Source organism: Sorangium sp. So ce448 (assembly GCF_051520915.1).
In the GTDB taxonomy this organism is placed as follows: domain Bacteria; phylum Myxococcota_A; class Polyangia; order Polyangiales; family Polyangiaceae; genus Sorangium; species Sorangium cellulosum_B.
In genome coordinates this window covers 2,950,746-2,969,719 of sequence record NZ_CP150343.1, presented here as the reverse complement: position 1 = coordinate 2,969,719, position 18,974 = coordinate 2,950,746, and the positions used below count along the sequence as shown (strand labels likewise).

The 18,974-nt window shown below is 74.9% G+C and carries 16 protein-coding genes; 8 read left to right on the top strand and 8 right to left on the bottom strand.

The annotated features are described in order from the left end of the window. Nucleotides 1-4: 4 nt before the first annotated feature. The 6 genes from WMF45_RS11480 (at nt 5) to WMF45_RS11455 (ending at nt 9,129) form a co-directional block, all read left to right on the top strand. Nucleotides 5-1,288 (top strand): hypothetical protein, encoded by a 1,284-nt coding sequence (locus tag WMF45_RS11480; RefSeq protein WP_437716949.1) that lies wholly within the window; start codon nt 5-7, stop codon nt 1,286-1,288. 156 nt (nt 1,289-1,444) lie between these two features. Then, a complete protein-coding gene (locus tag WMF45_RS11475) occupies nt 1,445-2,650 on the top strand; it encodes a hypothetical protein (RefSeq protein ID WP_437716948.1) in 1,206 nt (401 codons plus the stop codon). Then, a complete protein-coding gene (locus WMF45_RS11470) occupies nt 2,651-3,682 on the top strand; it encodes a diacylglycerol/lipid kinase family protein (RefSeq protein WP_437716947.1) in 1,032 nt (343 codons plus the stop codon). Between the two features lie 140 nt (nt 3,683-3,822). Beyond that, a complete protein-coding gene (locus WMF45_RS11465) occupies nt 3,823-5,493 on the top strand; it encodes a protein kinase domain-containing protein (RefSeq protein WP_437716946.1) in 1,671 nt (556 codons plus the stop codon). A 7-nt stretch (nt 5,494-5,500) separates the two neighbouring features. Next, a complete protein-coding gene (locus WMF45_RS11460) occupies nt 5,501-8,119 on the top strand; it encodes a Kelch repeat-containing protein (protein WP_437716945.1) in 2,619 nt (872 codons plus the stop codon). After that, nucleotides 8,116-9,129, top strand: coding sequence for a hypothetical protein (locus WMF45_RS11455; RefSeq protein WP_437716944.1), 1,014 nt, complete (start codon nt 8,116-8,118; stop codon nt 9,127-9,129). Before WMF45_RS11460 ends, WMF45_RS11455 begins: the two co-directional genes overlap by 4 nt. A gap of 15 nt (nt 9,130-9,144) precedes the next feature. Here WMF45_RS11455 and WMF45_RS11450 read toward each other — a convergent pair whose 3' ends face one another. The 8 genes from WMF45_RS11450 to WMF45_RS11415 form a co-directional block, all read right to left on the bottom strand. After that, nucleotides 9,145-9,621, bottom strand: coding sequence for a hypothetical protein (locus tag WMF45_RS11450; protein WP_437716943.1), 477 nt, complete (start codon nt 9,619-9,621; stop codon nt 9,145-9,147). Between the two features lie 369 nt (nt 9,622-9,990). Then, nucleotides 9,991-11,133: a hypothetical protein gene (locus WMF45_RS11445; protein WP_437716942.1), complete on the bottom strand. Its 1,143-nt coding sequence runs from the start codon at nt 11,131-11,133 to the stop codon at nt 9,991-9,993. A gap of 115 nt (nt 11,134-11,248) precedes the next feature. After that, nucleotides 11,249-11,623 (bottom strand): response regulator, encoded by a 375-nt coding sequence (locus WMF45_RS11440; protein ID WP_437716941.1) that lies wholly within the window; start codon nt 11,621-11,623, stop codon nt 11,249-11,251. Between the two features lie 55 nt (nt 11,624-11,678). Next, complete coding sequence (locus WMF45_RS11435; RefSeq protein ID WP_437716940.1) at nt 11,679-13,133, bottom strand: ATP-binding protein; 1,455 nt, start codon at nt 13,131-13,133, stop codon at nt 11,679-11,681. Beyond that, a complete protein-coding gene (locus WMF45_RS11430; protein WP_437299102.1) occupies nt 13,130-13,816 on the bottom strand; it encodes a response regulator in 687 nt (228 codons plus the stop codon). Before WMF45_RS11430 ends, WMF45_RS11435 begins: the two co-directional genes overlap by 4 nt. Nucleotides 13,817-13,874: 58 nt before the next feature. Then, entirely contained in the window at nt 13,875-14,111 is a 237-nt protein-coding gene (locus WMF45_RS11425) for a hypothetical protein (protein ID WP_437716939.1), read from the bottom strand. A 16-nt stretch (nt 14,112-14,127) separates the two neighbouring features. Further along, nucleotides 14,128-14,625: a Spy/CpxP family protein refolding chaperone gene (locus tag WMF45_RS11420; RefSeq protein ID WP_437719522.1), complete on the bottom strand. Its 498-nt coding sequence runs from the start codon at nt 14,623-14,625 to the stop codon at nt 14,128-14,130. A gap of 317 nt (nt 14,626-14,942) precedes the next feature. Then, nucleotides 14,943-16,520 carry a hypothetical protein gene (locus tag WMF45_RS11415; protein ID WP_437716938.1) on the bottom strand — a complete coding sequence of 526 codons (1,578 nt, stop codon included), beginning with the start codon at nt 16,518-16,520 and terminating at the stop codon, nt 14,943-14,945. A gap of 279 nt (nt 16,521-16,799) precedes the next feature. On the opposite strand from WMF45_RS11415, the gene WMF45_RS11410 reads away from it, so the two are divergent. Together WMF45_RS11410 and WMF45_RS11405 are read left to right on the top strand one after the other, a co-directional pair. Next, nucleotides 16,800-17,321, top strand: a complete 522-nt coding sequence (locus WMF45_RS11410) for a hypothetical protein (protein ID WP_437716937.1) — start codon at nt 16,800-16,802, stop codon at nt 17,319-17,321. Further along, nucleotides 17,318-18,892 (top strand): GMC family oxidoreductase N-terminal domain-containing protein, encoded by a 1,575-nt coding sequence (locus WMF45_RS11405; protein WP_437716936.1) that lies wholly within the window; start codon nt 17,318-17,320, stop codon nt 18,890-18,892. The genes WMF45_RS11410 and WMF45_RS11405 overlap by 4 nt, the downstream gene beginning before the upstream one ends. The last annotated feature ends 82 nt before the right edge of the window (nt 18,893-18,974 follow it).

The following is an 18,974-nucleotide window of genomic DNA, read 5'->3' as shown; positions in this document are numbered from 1 at the left end:
CAGCGTGAACGAGTACACCCGGCGCGAGGAGGTCCGCGCCACCTTCATCGCCTCGGCCATCCTCGTCCTGTGCATCGCCGTGGCGGTCCTCCGGCTCGTCACCGTGGAGGGCAGGCTCGTCCCCGACCCGGGCGCGCGGCGCCAGGCCGAGGAGTCCGAGGCCCGCGTCGCGCCCGCGCGGGCGTGCGCCCTCGCCGGCGAGAAGCTGATCGTCGAGATCGACCTGTTCAAGGCGGCCGCGAAATCGGCGCGCATGCCCGACCCGGGCCAGGCGCCCCCCGCGCCGCCGCCGCCGCCGGCGACGACCATCAAGGGGCGCGCGCCCCGCAACGCGCCGCCGCCGCCGAAGCCCAAGGAGCCGGACAAGCAGGGCGCGTGGGCCTCCGCCCAGCCGCTCTACAAGCAGGTCAAGACCCTGTCGGGCTGCCGTGAGGCGACCGAGGCGCTCCTCGGGGCTCGGGTGAACGCCATCCCCGCCTGGGAGGCCATCGCCAAGGCGGCCGCGATCACGCCGCCGGGCGCCGCCGAGGCCGAGCAGTTCGAGGCGGCGAAGCAGCTGCTCTCGCTCGTCGCCGACATCCCGGCCGACAAGGTCGCGCAGGCCACGAAGGACGCCGAGGCGGCGTTCAAGGCGAACGCGGAGCGCGACCGGGAGCGCGCGCTCACCGCGATGGTCCGCGAGCCGCTGCCGCAGGGCGTCTTCTCGCGGCGCGTCGCCGTGAGCGTCGGCGTCGGGCTGACGGTCTGCGCCCTCTTCATCAGCTACCTGGGCGTGCGGGCCGCGTCGATGCGCCGCCTCGCGACGCTGCTCCCGCTGCGCGACGCGGTCCGCAGCGGGCGCCCGGGCATGCAGGCCGCGGAGATCCTGAAGACCGCCGCGGCGCACAACAGCGGCGAGCCCGGCCTCGTGATCGGCGCCGCCATCGGCGGGTTCTCCGCGGCCCTCCTCGCCCCGAGGGACGCCGACCTGTTCGTCGCGGGCGTCATGGCGGGCCTCCTCATCGGCCTCGGCGCGCAGTGGGCCTTCCGCCTCGCCCTCGGCGCGGGCCGCTGGCGCGCCCGCACCACGGAGCTCGCCGAGGTCGAGAAGCCGGCCATCCCCATCGTGCTCGTCCTGAGCGGCGTGAAGCCCGGCCTAGAGCTCGAGTTCATCCAGTTCCTCCGCTCGCTGCCCCCCGCCGACGCCGCCGCGGCGGTCGAGAAGCTCGCCTCCCAGGCCGAGGAGCGCATCCTCGCCGCCGCCGACGCGGGCGCCGCCCTCACCCACGGGAAGCCGCCGCCAGGGTGACGCCGGCAGCCTGACGCCGGCCGGCGCGGGGGGCGCGCCTGCCCCCTGCGCGACCCCAGAACTCCCGCGGGGTGTCCCCGCGAACACAGCGCGGCGACGGCCCTGCACCGAGCGCTCGATCCGCACGCCGTTCCATGGAATGGAGGCGCTCCCGACATGAGACACCCCCTGCAGGCCCGCCGGCCGTCCGGGCGATGGGCGCTCCTCTCGCTGCTCGCCGCCACCTGGTGGCTCGCCGCGCCCCCTGCAGCGGCGCAGGACACGGCCGCTCCGAAGGCCGCCGCGCCGCAGGCCGACGACGCTCCGCCCGCGACGCACGTCGCCTCGCTGCAGGCCGATGGCCCTCCGGCCGTCCCGCAGGCCGCCGCGCCGCAGGCCGACAGCCCTCCGGCGGAGGGCGGCGCGCCCCCGACGGACGGAGCCGCCGGGGCCGGCGCGCCGTCGGGCGGCGCGGGCGCCGGGGCCTCGGACGAGCGCAGCGCGGCGCGGCGCGACAGGCCCGGGGCGACGAGCAGCCGCGCCGCCCCCCCGAAGAAGCGCCGCGGGGACATCAACCCCTGCATGACGCCCGATCCGGGCTGGGGCGTCTACGACCGGTGGTCCCGCGCGCCCTCGATCGGGCAGATGATCATGCCCCACCGGGGCGGGGTCACGAAGCGCGGCGGCTTCGACGTCATCATCCACTTCCACGGCCACGAGGCGCTCCGGAAGGAGTTCGTGAAGACCGCCGAGGGCGCCGTCCTCGTCGGCATCGATCTCGGCATCGGCTCCGGCGCGTACTCGAGCGCGTTCTCGGCGCCGTACGTCTTCGAGAACCTGCTCGACAGCATCGAGCGCGCCGTCGCGAAGAAGACCGGCAAGAAGAAGGCCTACATCCGCAAGCTCGGCCTCTCGTCGTGGAGCGCGGGCTACGGCGCCGTCGAGCAGATCCTGCGTCAGCCGGCCGGCAAGCGGGTCGACGCCCTCGTGCTGCTCGACTCGCTCCACGCGGGGTACGCCGACGAGCAGCAGCACAAGCTCAAGGTCGCGCAGATCGAGCCGTTCATCGCGTTCGCGAGGCGCGCCGCGGCGGGCGAGGCGTTCATGTTCATGAGCCACTCCTCCATCCTGCCGCCCGGCTACGCGTCGACGGCGGAGACGGCGGACTTCATCGTGCGGCAGCTGCGGGGCAAGACGAGGGGCTCCTCCCGCGCCGACGTGCTCGGCCTCGACATGATCCGGCGCTTCGACCGCGGCGACTTCCACGTCCGCGGGTACACCGGCGACGACAAACCCGATCACTGCGCCCACATCGGCCTGATGGCGGACGTCGTGCGGATCCACCTCAACCCGCGGTGGAAGTCGCCGCGAGGCCGGCTCTAGATGGGCGGCATCGGCGTCATCATCAACCCCCGCTCGCGGCAGAACCTGAGCGATCCCCGCGCGGCGGTCCGGCTCGCGCGCGCGCTCGGCGACCACGGCGTCGTCCGCGCCGCGCGCTCCCGCGAGGACCTCGCCCGCATCGCGGAGGACTTCAGGAAGCTCTCCATCGACGTGCTCGGCATCTCCGGGGGCGACGGCACGAACCACGTCACCATCACCGGCTTCCTCGACGTCTACGAGAACGAGCCGCTGCCGCCGATCGCCTTCCTGCGCGGCGGGACGATGAACACCGTGGCCAACGCCGTGGGCGTCCCCCGCGGGCGCCCCGACGGCCTGCTCGCGGGGCTCATCGCCCGCTACACCGACCGCGGCCGGCACCCGCTGCGCTGGATCGAGCGCCATGTGATGCAGATCGGCGCCCACTACGGCTTCATCTTCGGCACCGGCTGCGTCCACGGCTTCATCGCCGAGTACAACCGCAGCGAGGAGCGGAGCGCGCTCTGGGCCGCGAAGGTCCTCGCCCGCGCGAGCGCCGCCGTGCTCCTCAACACGGGCACCCAGGTCGCCGCGCGCTGGCAGGGCCGCGTCCACTTCGAGGACGGCTCGGCGTTCCCGGACCGCGACTACCTCGCCGTCGCCGCCGGCACGGTGGACCAGATCGGCCTCGGGTTCCGCCCGTTCCACCGCCACGACGAGCGCCCGGAGAGCTTCCACATGCTGGGCATCCACACCTCCGCGCTCGGCTTCGTCAGGAAGCTGCCCGATATCTGGCGGGCGCGGCCGATGGGCGAGGCGCACACGTTCGAGAAGATCGCCCGGCGCGCGGTGCTCGAGGCCAGGTCGGGCGTGGTCCACTACGTCTGCGACGGCGACGTGCACGAGCACACGGGCCCGCTCACCGTGCGCATCGGCCCGCGGGTGAAGATCCTGGTGGAGCACAAGTCCGGCCATCGCCCCGCCCGCGCCCGGCGCACATCGCACGATATGTGCGCCCGAGGCGAGCGCGCGCATCCCTGCGGAATCGTACGCTGATCATGCATGGATCACGCGCTGACCATGCGCCGACGGCGCGCCGCCGCGCGGGCAGGCAGCGGCGCGCGGGCAGGCAGCGACGTACGGGTGCGCGAGACCATGGCTGTGAGAGGCCAGCAAAGTTAGACTGCGATCGCTCCATGCCGCCGCGCTCCTTCTCCGCGCCCGCCTCGTCGACGGACTCGACCCCGCGGCCCGAGAGCGCGAACCGCTCGTTCGCCTCGTCTGCGGCGTTCCCGCGCGCCGGCGCTCCGGACTCGCTCGACCCGGAGCTGTTCGATCCGTCCCTCGTGACACCGCCTCCGGAGGCCAGCGCGCCGTCGCCCGCTCCGGGGAAGGCGGCGCGGCGCATCTACCGCGAGGGCGACGTGATCGGCGGCAAATACCGCCTGCGCTACGTCCTCGGCGAGGGCGGCATGGGGATGGTGTGGCTGGCCCACAACGACGTCCTCAACATCGACGTCGCCATCAAGTTCATCCGGCGCGAGGTCAACTCGACCGAGGCGACGGTGCGCCTCCACCAGGAGGCGCGCGCCGCCGCGCGGATCGATCACCCCTCGATCGTCCGCGTGATCGACTTCGGGGAGTCCGAGCACCGCGACCCGTACATCGTGATGGAGGTGCTCCGGGGCGAGCAGCTGGTCGAGGCGATCGAGCGCAGGAAGCGCTTCTCGCCCACGGCGGCGCTCCGCATCCTCCTGCCCATCGCGAGCGCCGTCGCCGCGGCGCACGACCGGAGGATCGTCCACCGCGATCTCAAGCCCGAGAACATCTTCCTGGTGAAGAACGATCGCGGCGACATCACCCCGAAGATCGTCGACTTCGGCATCGCCAAGGTGTGGAGCGAGACGGCGAGCGGCGAGATGACCAAGGCGGGCACGGTGCTCGGCAGCCCCGATTACATGTCACCCGAGCAGGCGCGCGGCATCACCGACGTCGACGGGCAGACCGACGTCTGGGCGTTCGCCGTGGTGCTCTACGAGACGATCACCGGCCAGAAGCCGTTCCAGGGCGGCAACTACCACGACCTCGTGGCGGCGATCCTCGTCAAGGATCCGACGCCGATCACCGCGCTCGGCGTGGGCGACGAGGCGCTGTGGGCCATCATCGCGCGCGGCCTCGGGAAGGAGCGCTTCAACAGGTGGCGGACCATGCGCGAGATGGGCGTTGCGCTCGCGCGCTGGGCGACCGAGAACGGCGTCGTGGAGGACGTGACCGGGACCTCGCTCGCCGTGCACTGGCTGAGCGACGGCGAGCAGCGGCCCCTCTCCGAGCGGCCGGCGCTGCGGGCGCAGCAGCGGCGCATCTCCGAGCGGCCGGCGGTGCGGGCGCAGAGGAGCAGCGAAGACCACCTGGAGGTCGCTGTACACCCTGTCCACCAGGAGGCCGCTCGCCCGACCGGGGACCGGCGGCGCGTCGCCGTCGTCGCGGCGGCGGGGCTGGCGACGCTCGTGATCCTCGGCGCCGCGCTGTTCTCCCTGCGCGCCATGACCGCGCGGGACGGCAGCGCCGAGCCCGCGCCTGCAGCGCCGCCCGCTGCGTCGCAGGGCCAGCCGCAGGCCGCCGCCGCACCATCGACCGCACAGGGCCCCGCGCCCGAGAGCCGCCCCGAGCCGGCGCGCACGGCCGAGCCGCAGCCCTCGGCCGGCGCGGCCCGCCTCGGAGCGGCCGAGAGCCCCACCGCGAGCGCCCACGCGCGGGAGCCCGCGCCGGCGCCCCGGAGCGCCGGCTCGCGACGGACCGCGCCCTCGCGGGCGGGCGCGAAGACCACTGGCGCTGCCTTGCCGGTCCCGGCCCGGCCGAACTTCTAGCGTCGCGATGTCTTCCCAGGAAAGCCCCGCGCGCGAGACGCGACATCGAAGGCCCACGACCGGCGCGCGCTGGCCGCTGCTGCTCGCGCTGGCCGTGCTCACCGGCGCCTGCTCGCTGCTCGCGGAGAGCGCCCTCTCCGACAAACCTTCCGAGGGCGGCCAGGACGCGACCTCGACGGGCGGCGGCTGCGCGCCCGACTGCCCGGACGGCGCCTGCTGCGGCGGTACGTGCGTCGCGCTGGGCGAGAGCCGGGAGCACTGCGGCGCCTGCGGCAACGCGTGCGGCGACGGGGAGTCGTGCTGCGGCGGGTCGTGCACCAACGTGCTGAACGACCCGTCGCACTGCGGCGCGTGCGACGAGCAGTGCCCGCACACCCTCTGCGTGGGCGGCCACTGCTCGTCCGAGTGCGTCTTCGGCTTCGACAACTGCGACGGGAACGTCGTCACCAACGGCTGCGAGGTCGATCTCAAGAGCGATCCCGAGCGCTGCGGCGGTTGCTCGCTCCGTTGCCCCTCGGGCGCGATCTGCGACGCGGGGCAGTGCGCGTGCGCGCCGCCGCTCCTCGACTGCGACAACCTCCACGACACCGGGTGCGAGATCGACGGCTCCTCGGATCGCGCGAACTGCGGCGCCTGCGGCGTCACCTGCGGGCCGAACATGGAGTGCGGGGCCGGCGTGTGCGGGTGCGCTCCGGGATACGCCGACTGCAACGGCTCGCCCGACGACGGCTGCGAGGCCACGCTCGGGACAGAGGCGGACTGCCGGGCCTGCGGGGATGCCTGCGCGAGCGGCATGATCTGCGATGGCCGCAGCGGCTGCGCCTGCGCGAGCGGGCGCCTCGACTGCGACGGCGCGCCCGGCTGCGAGGCGATCGCCATCGACCCGACGACCTGCGGCGCGTGCGACGTGCGGTGCGCGCCGGAGGCGGCCTACTGCGACGGCGCGGCGTGCGCCGCCGGCTGCGCCGCCGGCCTCGCCGTGTGCGACTCCTCGTGCGTCGACACGCAGGTCAGCCCGTTCCACTGCGGCGCGTGCGGCGTCGCCGCGGGGCCGCACCAGCGCTGCGACCGAGGCGAGCTCGTGTGCGACGAGGGCTTCGCGGACTGCGACCCGATCGCCCCGGGCTGCGAGTCCGATCTCACCAGGGATCCGCGGCACTGCGGCGCGTGCAGCACCGCCTGCAAGCCGGGCGCCGTGTGCGTCTCCGGCGCGTGCGCGTGCGGGGCGCTCACGCCGCACGACTGCGGCACGGCGTGCCGCGCCTGCTGCTCGGACGAGGACTGCTCGGACGGCGACGGCTGCACCGCCGACGTGTGCGAGGACGGCGGCGCGAGGTGCAAGAGCACGGGCTGCGCCGACGGAGAGCAGTGCTGCAGCCTCGTCGCGTGCCGCCAGTGCTGCACCAGCGCGGACTGCAGCGGGGGCGAGATCTGCTCCGGCGGCGCCTGCATCCCGCCCTGCGGAGGCGGCCTCGTGGCCTGCGAGGGCAAGTGCGTCAGCCTGAGCTCGGCCGAGCACTGCGGCGCGTGCGGGAACGCCTGCCTGAGCGGGCGCGAGTGCCGCACCGGCCAGTGCACCCCCGCGTGGGCCCCGATGACGAGGACCGGCGCGCCCGCGCCGCGGCAGATGGCCGCGGCGACCTGGATCGGGAACGCCCTCTTCCTGTGGGGCGGCCGCACGTTGGTCGGGGACGTGGGCGACGGGGCGCTCTACGATCCGGCGCGCGACACCTGGTCGACGCTGGGCAACGAGGGCGCCCCCTCGCCGCGCGTGCTCGCGGCCGCGGCGTGGACGGGCTCCCGGGTGCTCGTCTGGGGCGGCGGCTCGTTCACGAGCCCCTTCGGCCTGTCCACCGGCGGCGTGTACGACCCGGCGGCGCGGACCTGGCGCGCGATGAGCACCACCAACGCCCCCGCGGCGCGGCGGATGCCGATCGGCGTGTGGACCGGCACGCGCCTGCTGATCTGGGGCGGCAACGAGGGCGGCGCCCCGGTCGCCGGCGGCGGGCTCTACAACCCGGTCGCCGACGCATGGACGCCGACCTCCAGCGCCGGCGCGGCCCCCGCGCGCGAGGGCGTCGCGTGGGCCTGGTCGGGCACGGAGCTCTACCTGTTCGGCGGGGAGGCCCGCGAGGCGACCACGAACGAGGGGTACGCCTACAACCCCACCACCGACGTCTGGCGGTCGCTGCCCAGCGCCGACGCGCCGAGCCCGAGGACCGAAGCGTTCGCGGTCTGGATGGGCGATCGGCTCCTCGTCTGGGGCGGGCAGGACCAGGAGGGCGTCGCCCGCAAGGGCGGCGCTATCTACGATCCGGCGGCCGACGCGTGGCGCGGGATCGACGACAAGGGGGCCCCCTCGGAGCGCAGCCGCGTCGAGCGGCGCACCGGCTGGAGCGGGTGGACCGGCGCGCACGCGCTCGTCGCCGGCGGGCGGAGCGGCGTGACGCTCAGGCGAGACGGGAAGCTGTACGATCCGATGACGATGGCGTGGGGAGCGAACATGTCGGCCGCGGGCAAGCAGCACACCTACGGCGTGGGCGTGTGGACGGGGACCGAGCTCATCTTGTGGTCCGGGCTCGAGGGGTTCTCGCTGGTGCCCGACGGGGAGCGGTTCAGGCCGTGACGCCGCGGCGGACGCGCCCGCTCTCGGGCGTCCTGGCGCTCCTCGTCGCGGCGGCGATGCTCGCCGCGCCCGCGCCCGCCGCGGCCCAGAGCGCGGCCGACGTGGCGGTCGCGCGCGAGATCTTCATCGAGGCCTCCGAGCTCGCCAGGCAAGGCCGCTGGGAGCAGGCGCGGGAGCGGTACGAGCGCTCGCTCGCGATCAAGCGCGCGCCGATCACCCTCTACAGCCTCGGGGTGGCCCAGCAGCAGACGGGGCAGCTCGTCGAGGCGCTCGAGAACTTCCGCGCGTTCCTGGTCGAGCCGTCCGCGCCTGCGACAAAAGGGTACGAGAAGCTCGCGCGGCAGGCGATCCAGGAGCTCGAGCACAAGGTCGCGGCGCTCGAGCTGCGGCTCTCCCCGGGCGACGCCGCCGGCCTCGAGGTGAAGATCGACGGCGTCGTTGTGCCCGCGGCGGCGCTCGATCGCCCGCGCCCGGTCAACCCGGGGGATCACACGGTGACCGCGAGCGCGCCGGGCTACCGCGAGGCCGAGCGGAGCGTCGCGGCGGCGCCTGGGAGCCGCGCCGTCGTCGTGCTGAGCCTCGAGCGCGAGGTCGTCGCGACGGCGGCGCCCGCCGGGCCGAGGGTGTCCTCGACGAGCGCTCCGGCGAGCGTCGCTCCGGCCAGACCGGTCCTGCGCGGCGCCCCGCCGAGCTCCGCGCCCGACGCTGCGCCGAGCCGCGTGGTGCCGATCGTGCTGGTCGCCGGCGGTCTGACCACCGTGGCGGCCGGCGCGGCCATCGGGCTGCTCGGGGTCGCGAGCGCGTCGGACGCACCGACGCGGGACGGGGACGCGGCCGACGGCGCGCGCGCCCAGGCGCTCGCGGGCGACATCGTCGCCGGCGCCGGCCTCCTCGCGGCGGGCGTCGGCGTGCTCGTGATGGTCTTCGACCGCGATCCCGCCGGCGCCCCGCGCAAGCAGCCCCCGCCGCGCGCCGCCCTCGACCCGTTCCGCCTCACCGTGCGCTTCTGACTTCCGACGCGGGAGCTAGGCCTTCGGCATCTCCCTGCGGTCGAGGTTCACCACCACGAACGCGCCGTAATTCAGGACCGTGAGCGAGTCCTCGTCCACGATCAGCACGCGGACGCACTGGGGCGGAGACGGCGCGAGCAGGTCGACGTACGGATCGAACGGCGCCTCGTCCACGGGCGGCAGCACGGCGTGCAGGAACTCGTGGAGCCGCGCGCGGTGGTCGACGATGACGCCCGCGCCCGGCGCCTCCGCGCTGCCCCGCGCGTCGATCCGGAAAAACGCTCGGCGCGCCGCCGGGGACACGACGAGGATGGCCGCGTCCGTCACCTCGATCTCGCTGGACGTGCACAGCCGCTCCACGCGACGGCTCACGGCCTCCTCCACCGTCTGGAACAACCGCAGCCGCCGGCGCTGCCCTTCCGTGAGGCCCGGCTCCTCGATGTACGCCTCGAGGCTGCACCCGCGCATGTTCCGCTCGCACCCGTACGTCATGCGTCTGCACCGTGGCTCGGTCTGCTCACCCGCTTCTGACAGCCGGGTCGGACAGCCGTCACGCCTCCCCGCACGGGCGCTCATGCACGGGATTAGCCAACACCCCCGGCACCGCGGCGCCGCTCCAGGGTTGGTCGCGGTCTCCACGGTTTCCATCGCTCGCGGTCAGCGACCGGGACGCACGCCTGCGTCCTGGAAGACCGCACGACCGCGCGGCGGGAGATGCAGGCGCGAACGCTCGCACGGAAGTGCACAGCCGCCAGGGCGATGCGCTCACACCGCCCGATGCGCGAGAGCCGCTCCGTGTGCCCCGGGCGGCAGGGTGTGGCCCTGGCGAGAGCTGCCGCGTCCCCGCCCGGCGGACCGGCGCTACTGCGCTGCCGGCGGCGCGAACTTCGCGGTGAGCTCCACCTGGGCGACGCTGCGCTGAGCGGCGGCCTGCTGGGCGGTGGCGCCGGGCGGCACAAGCAACGCCTGGAGCCGCTGCGAGGCGTCGGCCACGCCGGGCACGAAGCTCGACGGCGACCAGGTGAGCGTGCCCTTGCCCGAGGAGTCGAGCCGGTCGATGGTCATCGTGATCTCCCCGTTCGGGCTCGGCAGCTTGAGGTCGGCCCCTTCCGCGTACTGCCGCGTGTCCACGCTGAGCGAGACGACGCCTCCCTCCACCTTCTCGATCTTGAAGACCCGGTACCGCAGCACCGGCAGCTGCGCGCCCGACGCCACCACGCGATCGGTGACCATCCAGTAGGCGCCTGCGCCGACGGGCTTGTCCGGGAGCGGCGGCGTGAGGAGCGTGATGGCCTCCCCGAGCGCGCCGATCAGCGGCTGGAGCCCTGGATCGGCGTCCTTGGAGAGCTCGAACTGGAGGTTGCTGACCGCGTTCGCCGGCGAGAGCTCGTACCGCAGCGCGCTCCCCTTCAGCTTCGCGAGCGCGTCGGCGAGCTGCTTCGGCGGGCCGCCGATCGACATCGAGGCGAGCATCGCCGACGTGATCTTCGCGCTCACCCTCGTCGGAGCCGCGCTCGCCGTCGACGCCACGCGCGCGGCCGCGCCCTCCTTGGGTGCGTCCGCCGGCTTCTCCGCCTTGAAGCTCACGCCGAGCTCCAGGTTCGGCAGCCCCTGCGGCCCGCCCATGCGCAGCCCGAGCGTGATGTCGAGCTTCTGCTCGGATTTCGGGTCGATCTTCGGGGCGAGCCTGGCCCGCGGCTCGCTGCCGTCGCCGATGACCTCGATCTTGTAAGGCACGTCCTTCGGCAGCGCGGCGGCCGCTTCGGACGCCGAGAACACGCCGCTCTCCGGCGGCTCGCCCGCCGTGCCGCCCGCCGCGGACCCCTTCTTCTCGGTGCTGCCGGACGCCGCCTCCGCGAGCTCCGCGCCCAGCTTGCCGCCGACGACGGGCAGCGCCGGGCCGGCATCGAGCGCGCCGGCGTCGGCGGCGACCTGCGCCTTGCTCTTTTCCCCCTCGCAGCCCGCGAGCCCCGAGAGGGCGACCGCCGCGAGCGTCGAAGCCATGACCCAGCGCCACCGAGTGTGCATGACGGCCGGGTGTAGTCAAAACGGGCGCCATGTTCCAGCGCTCCGTTGCGTTGCGCCGGACGGACGGCTCCCGCCGGGGCGGGGCCCCGCTTCAGGCCCGCCGCGTGGCCTTGAGCCCGCCGATGTGCTCCAGGAGCTCGAGGGGCCGGAACGGCTTGGCGTAGTAGGCGGTCGCGCCGAGCTTCAAGGCGCGGGCGCGCGCCTCGTGATCGTCGAGGGCGCTGATCACGATGATCGGCAGGCTGGAGGTGCTCGGGTGCGCGCGGAGGCGCTCGCAGACCTCGAAGCCATCCATGCTCCCGGGCAGCATGAGGTCGAGCAGCAGCACGTCGAAGGGCTCGGTCAGGGCGCGCTCGACCGCCTCGCGGCCGGTGCCCACGCCGATCACCTCGTGACCACTCGCTCCGACCAGCGCCTCGATCATGCGCCGGATCGCGTCCTGATCTTCGCAGAGGAGGATTCGCATGGTCGCGAGCACGGGGAGCGTCGCACCCGCCCCATCGCGCGGTCAAGCGGGAACGCTACGCGCGGCGAGGGCGGGCCTCTCCGTCTGCTCTGTCTCCTCTGTCTCTTCTGTCTGCTGTGTTTGCTCTGTCTGCTGTGGTTGCTTCCCTGTCGCGTCCCTGTGGGCGCGCGGCGCTGGTCGGCGGACGCAGCGCGAGCTCGATGCCGACGCGCGCCCCGCCGCCCTCGCGGCGCTCGGCGAACGCGCGGCCCCCGTGCGCCTCGGCGATGCGCTTGCACAGCGCCAGACCGAGGCCGAGCGAGCCGCGCTCGGCGCCGCTCTCGCCGCCCTGCCCCCGTTCGCGCCGGAAGAACGGCTCGAAGATGCGCGTCTCCTCCCCGTCCGCGAACCCGGGCCCGCGATCCTCGACCTCGAAGACGACGCCGCGCTGGCCGCCGGGACGGACCCGCAGCCGCTCGGCCCCGCCAGCGTGCGCGCGCGCGTTCTCCAGCAAGTTGGCGAGGGCGCGCGCCAGCAGCGTCGCGTCCACCTGGAGCGCCGGCGTCCCCTCGACGACCTCCAGCAGCGTCGGATCCAGCCCTGCGCGCTCCAGGGCGCGGATCCCGGCCTCGGCCGGGTCGAGGCGGGCCACGGTGAGGGCCGCGAAGTCGAGGCGCGAGCTGGCCAGGAGGTCGCCGACGAGCGCGTCGATCTCCATGACCTCGCGGTCGAGGTCGTCGAGCACGCAGGCGCTCGGCCCGCCGCCCTCGCGGGCCATCTCCGTCAGCAGGCGGATGCGGGCGAGCGGCGTGCGGAGCTCGTGCGACACGGCGGCGAGGAGCTCTCTCTGGTCGGCGATCTGGCGCTCGATGCGCGCGGCCATGTCGTTGACCGCCTCGGCGACGATGCCGACCTCGCCCTGCTGCCCGTGGCAGTCGAGCCGGACGCGGCTCGACAGCTTGCCGGCGCCGATCTCGTGCGCGACGTGGGCCAGATCGACGAGCGGGCGGGCGAGGCGGCGCGCGATGAGGCCCGAGGCCCCCCACATGACGATGGCCACGGCGAGCAGCGGCAGAGCGAACCGGAGCGATCCGCCGGAGCGGCCGCGCGCGGGGCAGAGGAGCACGGTGCCGAGCGGCCCCCCTTCGTCGCGGACCGGGGCGACCAGGGTCTGCGCCCGGCAGGGCTGGCCGTACCTCGCGAGCCGCCGCCCGGTCGTGTCGACGAGCTCCAGATCGATCTCGAGATCCTCGGCGAACGCGCGGGCGAGGGCGTCACGGGCCGAGGGATCGTCCCATACCCGCTCGAACTCGTGGGCCACGAACGACTGGGCGCGGGCGTGCTCGCGCCGCCAGCCGGAGTTGCCGACGCGATCGATGGCCCCGATCGTGGCGACCGCGGCGAGCGCGGTGATCAGGATGGTCGCGCCGAACCACATGAAGATCCGGCGGTGCAGCCGCGCGCTCAGGAAGCGGCCGATCGAGACCTTGCGCCCGTTCTCGTAGAGCCAGGACCGGTACCTCCTCCTCACACGCGGTCCTTGGCGAGCACGTAGCCGACGCCGCGCACCGTCTTGATGAGCCTCGGCGACCTCGGGTCGTCGGACAGCTTCTGCCGCAGGTGCGAGATGTGCACGTCGACCGTCCGCCCGCCGACGTTGACGTCGCCGCGGCCGGCCTCCTCGAGCAGCGCCTCGCGGGCGACGACGCGGCCGGCGCGCCGCGCGAGGGCGACGAGGATGTCGAACTCGATGCCGGTGAGATCGGCGGGCTTGCCCGACACGGTGACGACGCGGCCGGGCACGTCGATGGCGATGTCGCCGGCCACGATCCGCTCGCCGGCGGCGTCGGGCGTGGCCCGCCGGAGCACCGCGCGGAGGCGCGCGAGCAGCTCGCGCGGGCTGAAGGGCTTCGCGATGTAGTCGTCGGCGCCGATCTCGAGGCCGACCACGCGATCGGCCTCGTCGCCGCGGGCGGTGAGCATGAGGATCGGCATCGAGCTCTTCTGCCGGATGCGGCGGACGACCTCGATGCCGTCCATGCCCGGCATCATCACGTCGAGCAGGACGGCGTCGAAGGTGCCCGCGGCGAGCGCCAGAAGGCCGCGCGCGCCGTCGCACGCCACGGTCACCGCGAATCCGTTCTGCTCGAGGTAGCTCGCGAGCAAGGCGTGGAGCCGTGTGTCGTCGTCGATGAGCAGGAGCCGCAGCGCCATGGAAGGACCCGGGGGGCAGGTGCGGCGGCGACCGGCCGCCGCTCACCCCTTGTATAGCTCAGGGACCCGCGCCGGTGTCGGCGTCGGCCGCCGCGGGCGCGTGGACCGCGCGCGGGGCGCTCCGCGGCCAGGAGCGATCGGCCTCCCGCGCGGCGTCCACGCAGATGGACGCGACGTGGCGCTGGAAGGCGTCGCGGCGGGCCTCCGCCCGGCAGCGCAGCGAGGAGAAGCCGGAGGCGAACCCGGCGACGGTGCCGAGCGCGAGCAGCGCGATGGTGATCTGACGTCGCATCATGGTCTCATCGCCTCCTTCACGCCCACCGGCCGTGGGTCCTGTAGGGATCGTCGCCGCGCCGCTCGGCCCTTCCGGACCACATGTCGCGGAACGCGGCGGGCCCGATCTCGATGAGATCGGCGAGCTGCTCGCGCTGGCGGTCCTCGAGCACGGCGTGGACCTTCCCGAGCGCGCCGACCGCGGCCCTGCGCAGCGACTCGATGGCCGTGTCGTGGCGCGCGAAGAGCTCGCCGAGGCGCGTCTCGTCGAAGCTCGGGCTCCGCATCGCCGCGGCGACGTCCGCGCGCGTGCTGCGGATCTCGCTCCGCTGCGCCTCTGCGGCGGAGCGGAGCTCATCGACGGCCGCGACGATGACCTTCTCCTGCGTCGGCGTGGTGCCGAGCCGATCGAAGAGGAAGGACAGGAAGAAGCGACGGCGGAAGCCGTGCCCCCCGAACCCGCGCCGCCCGAAGAAGCGCGGCCCAGCGCCCCAGGGCGCCCCGCAGTCGTACCTAGAGCCGCGCTTCAACGTCATGACGAGGCCTATCAGACAGGCCGTTCCAACCACGAATCCCAGCATGATGCGTACCCTCCGTGAGCGTCTCCGCCGTCGATCCGTGCACGGGGCATGTGCGCGCGGCTTCGGTTCGTCCGAGCGCGGGCGCCGCCCCGGGCAGCAACGACCGGAGCCGCAGACGCGCGGCTCCGGGACACCTCGAAGCTGCGCAGCGCGTGTGAAGGATGTTCAGGAGCGTGTGTGAAGAAACATGAAGACCGCCGCGGGCAGCGCGGCGCGGCGCCCTGACGGAGCGCGCCATCCGCTCGCGGACGGCGCTCCGCGCTCCGGCGGCGCTACTTCACCGACTCGACGTCGCCGATGTCGTCGAGGTCGTCCTTCGGTTTCCCGTCGCCCGAGGTCGCCCACGGATTCGTGCGCTCGCTCTCGGGCACGCCGCTGTCTCCGTCGTCATCGTCCTCCTCCTCTTCGAGGTCGTCGAGCGACTCGACCTTGGCCCCGTCCGGCGAGGCGCTCGGCGCAGGCGGCGTCGACGCGCGCGGCGCCGGGGGCGCGGGCGGCGTCGATGCGCGCGGCGCGGGCGGCGTCGACGGGCGCACCGCCGGAGGGGGCGGCGTCGAAGCGCGCGCCGACGAGGTGCCAGGGTCGCTCGGGAGCCTGTTGCGCGACGGCTCCCCCCCCAGCGGTGAAACCGCCGCCGCGGCGCCCGCCGCTGCGAGCGGCCTCGCGGCGATCGCGCTCGGCGGCGTGATGCCGCCGGCGGCCTTCGGCCCCGCGGGGGAGCCGGCCGGCGGGCTGCTCACCGACGCGGCGAGGCCTCCCGGCGGCGAGCCGGCCGCCCCGGAGGGCGCGGCGCTCGCGGCGGCCTTGCCGGCCTGGCCCGCGTCGGGCGCGCCGCCGGACGAGCCGGAGGCAGGCGCCGACACGGGCCCGCCGCCGGACGACACAGGCGCTGACGCCGCCGGCCCCGACACGGGCCCGCCGGACGCAGTCGTCGCCGGCTTCGACACGGGGGCGGAGGCCCCAGGCGCCGATGCAGGCGCTGCCGCTCCGGCCGGCGGAGCGGCAGCGGGCGCCCCGCCGCGGCCGGACGAGAGCTCCACCGGCGCCGCCGCCTTCGGCGTGGCGGCCCGCGGCCCGTCGAAGCGCATCGCCTTCTGCGCGAGCTGCACCACGGGGAGGATGTCGCGCGGCGGGATGTTCGCGGCGATGACGTCCGGCCCGGCGATCGCGAGCTCACCGTCGGCGTGGAACGGCACGCCCGGGCGCTCGCGCTCCTGCTTGAGCCGCGCGTTGTCGATGGCGACGCGGATCTCGAGCGGGATGCGGGTCTGCCACAGCCGGCCGTCGATCGCCGTGCGCACGTCCCACGGCGTCAGGATCGGCGTCCTGCCGATGCCCTCGAACGGGCTGCGATCCGCGAGCAGCGCCTTGAGCAGCCAGGCGACGATCTCCTGGAGCTGCGGCGTGTCCTGATCCCACGGCATCGAGTCCCGGAAGAACTGCCAGTAGCCGCCCGCGGGGCCGTACACCGCGAGATCGCGCGGATCGAACGCGTCCTCGAACGCGCGCGGGGTGATGTCGCCCTCGTCGATGACGGAGTCGATGAGCGCGCCCTGGAAGTCGGGCGTCTTGCGGCGGGCCGCCTTGGGCGAGAGGCCGGTGAGGGACGTCGTGATCTGCTGGCGCACGTCGCTCCGCTCGCGGAACCAGCCCATCCGCTCGACCGCGCCGAACTGATCGCGCAGCTTGACCGGCGTCCACCACGGCAGATCGAGCTCGCGCAGCCGCGCGATCAGCTCGGCCACGAGCTGCAGCGCCGGCTCGCTCGCGAGGTGCACGCGCGCCTCTCTCCTCAGCGTCTCGTCGTCCTTGCTATCGGGATCCCGGTGCTGCAGCGATCGCTCCGCCATCGTTCCTCCGTGCTCCCCCGGCCGCACTGCTCAATACCAGAACCGGATCCGCGGCGGACAGCCAGCCCGCGCGCGGCCGCGAGGAGCGATCCGCGCGCCGCGGCGCAGCGCTCGACGCGGCACGGCGCGCGCCTTCAGCGGACCGTCAGGATGTCGTTCTGCAATGGCACGCGAACAGCCCGTCCGCGTGGCCGAGCCAAGCGCCCGGGATCACCCGACCCCGTCGCGCGCCGCCTTCGACCTCGGCGCTGCGTCGATCCGGGCTAGGCTCTCGCGGCCATGCAAGAGGACGGGGGAGGGAGCGCGCCCCGGCGCGCCGCGCGAGGGATCGAGCGGTGGGAGCGCGCCGGGCGCGGGCTCTCGCCGTGGGCGCGACGCGTCGCGTGGGCCGCCGCCGAGGCGATGCTCTGCGACGAGGACGAGCGCGGGGAGCTCGCCCCGCCGGGCGCCGAGGTGTGCGAGCGCGCGGTCGCGGCGCTGGATCTCGCGCTCGGGCAGGGCAGCCCCGAGACCCGGCGCAGCTTCGCGCTGCTGGCCGCCTGCCTCGAGCTGCTGCCGCCCTTCGTGATCGGCGCCTTCGGCCGGATGAGCCGGCTCTCGCTCGGCCGGCGGCTCGCGTACCTGGAGGCGCTCGAGTCGAGCCGCTCCGGGCTCCTCGCGATGCTGCTCCTCGCCTTCAAGGTGCCGATGAGCATCGCCGCCTTCGAGGAAGGCGCGGAGCTCGCGCTGACGGGCTTCGACCGGCAGAGCACCGCGGCGCGGCGCAGGCTGCCGGGGCTCGGCGCCGGGGGCGGCGCGTGAGCGGCGGCATCGCGTCGAGCGAGCCGATCGTCAGCGGGCGCGACCTGCCCGCGGGGTTCGACGAGGCGTGCGACGTCGTCGTGGTGGGCTCCGGCGCCGGCGGCGCGGTCGTCGCCGCGCTGCTCGCCGAGGCGGGGCGGCGCGTGATCGTGCTGGAGGAGGGCCCCTACGTTCGCCCTGACGACTACCAGCGCTGGAAGCCCAGCGAGTCGGTGAGGCGGCTGTTCCGCGAGGCTGGCCTGTTCACCGCGTTCGGCGTGGGCCAGACGCCGATGATCTCGCTCACCCTGGGGCGCGCCGTCGGCGGATCGTCGGTCGTGACCGGCGGGGTGTGCTTCCGCATCCCGGGCAGCGTCCACGCGCGGTGGACCCGCGACCTCGGCCTCGACGAGCTGTCGGAGCGCGCCCTCGAGGCGGCGCACGACAGCGTCGAGCACCGGCTGCAGGTCCGCGAGGTCCCCGAGGTGCTGCGCTCCGCCTCGACGGCGCGGCTCGTCGAGGGGGCGAGGCGGCTCGGCATCCCGATGCGCCCGCTCCGCCGCAACACCGGCGACGCGTGCGAGGGCAACGGCCGGTGCAATTTCACCTGCCCCGCCGGGGCCAAGCGCTCGGTCGACGTCGCCTACCTGCCGTCGGCGACCGCGCAGGGCGCGCGCGTGGTGGCCGACGCGCTGGTCGAGCGGATCGCCGTGAAGCGCGGGCGCGCCGTCGGCGTCGAGGGGAGGCTGCTCGGCGGCGAGCCCGGGGCCTCGCCGCGCCGGTTCCGGGTGCGCGCGAAGGCCGTCGTCGCCGCGTGCGGCACGCTGCACACGCCGCTGCTCCTCCGCACGACGGGCGCGTTCGGGGCGAGCTCCGGGCTCGGCGACGGCGTGACGCTGCACCCCGCGGTGCGCGTGGTCGCCCGGTTCGACGACGCGCTGAACGGCTGGGACGGCGCGCTCCAGAGCGTTTACTCCGACCACTTCGACGCCGAGGGGATCAAGCTCGTCGGCGTCTACTCGGCGGTGAACGTGCTCGCGGCGGGCCTGCCCGGCGTCGGGCCCGCGCTGCGGCGTCGGGCCGCCGCGCTGTCGCGCTGCGCCGTCTTCGGCGCCATGATCCACGACGAGGGCGGCGGCCGCGTCCGCCCCGGCCCCGGCCGGGAGCCGCTCGTCTCGTACGCGATGGCGCCGCGCGACCTCGCGCGGCTCCGCCGGTCCATCACGATCCTCAGCGAGATGGCGCTCGCCGCCGGCGCGCGCGAGGTCTACACCGCGCTGCTCGGCGCGCCGCCGGTCACGTCGATGGACGCCGCGCGCGCGGCCGAGCGCGCGCCCATCGACGCGCGCCGCATCGAGTGCATGGCGTTCCACCCGCTCGGGAGCGCGCGGGTGGCGAACGATCCGCGGCGCGGGATCGTCGATCAGAGCGGCGAGTGCTTCGCGCTGCCGGGGCTCTTCGTCGCCGACGGCTCGATCCTCCCCACGAGCATCGGCGTGAACTCGCAGGTGCCGATCATGGCGATGGCGACGCGCATCGCGTGGCGGATGGCCGAGCGGTTCCCGCGGCTCGCGGCGGCGAGCTCCGCGTAGCGGGCGCGGCGCCACGTAGCGGGCGCGGCGCCGCGTAGCGGGCGCGGCGCCACGCGGTGCTACAACGTCGGCCGACGCCGAC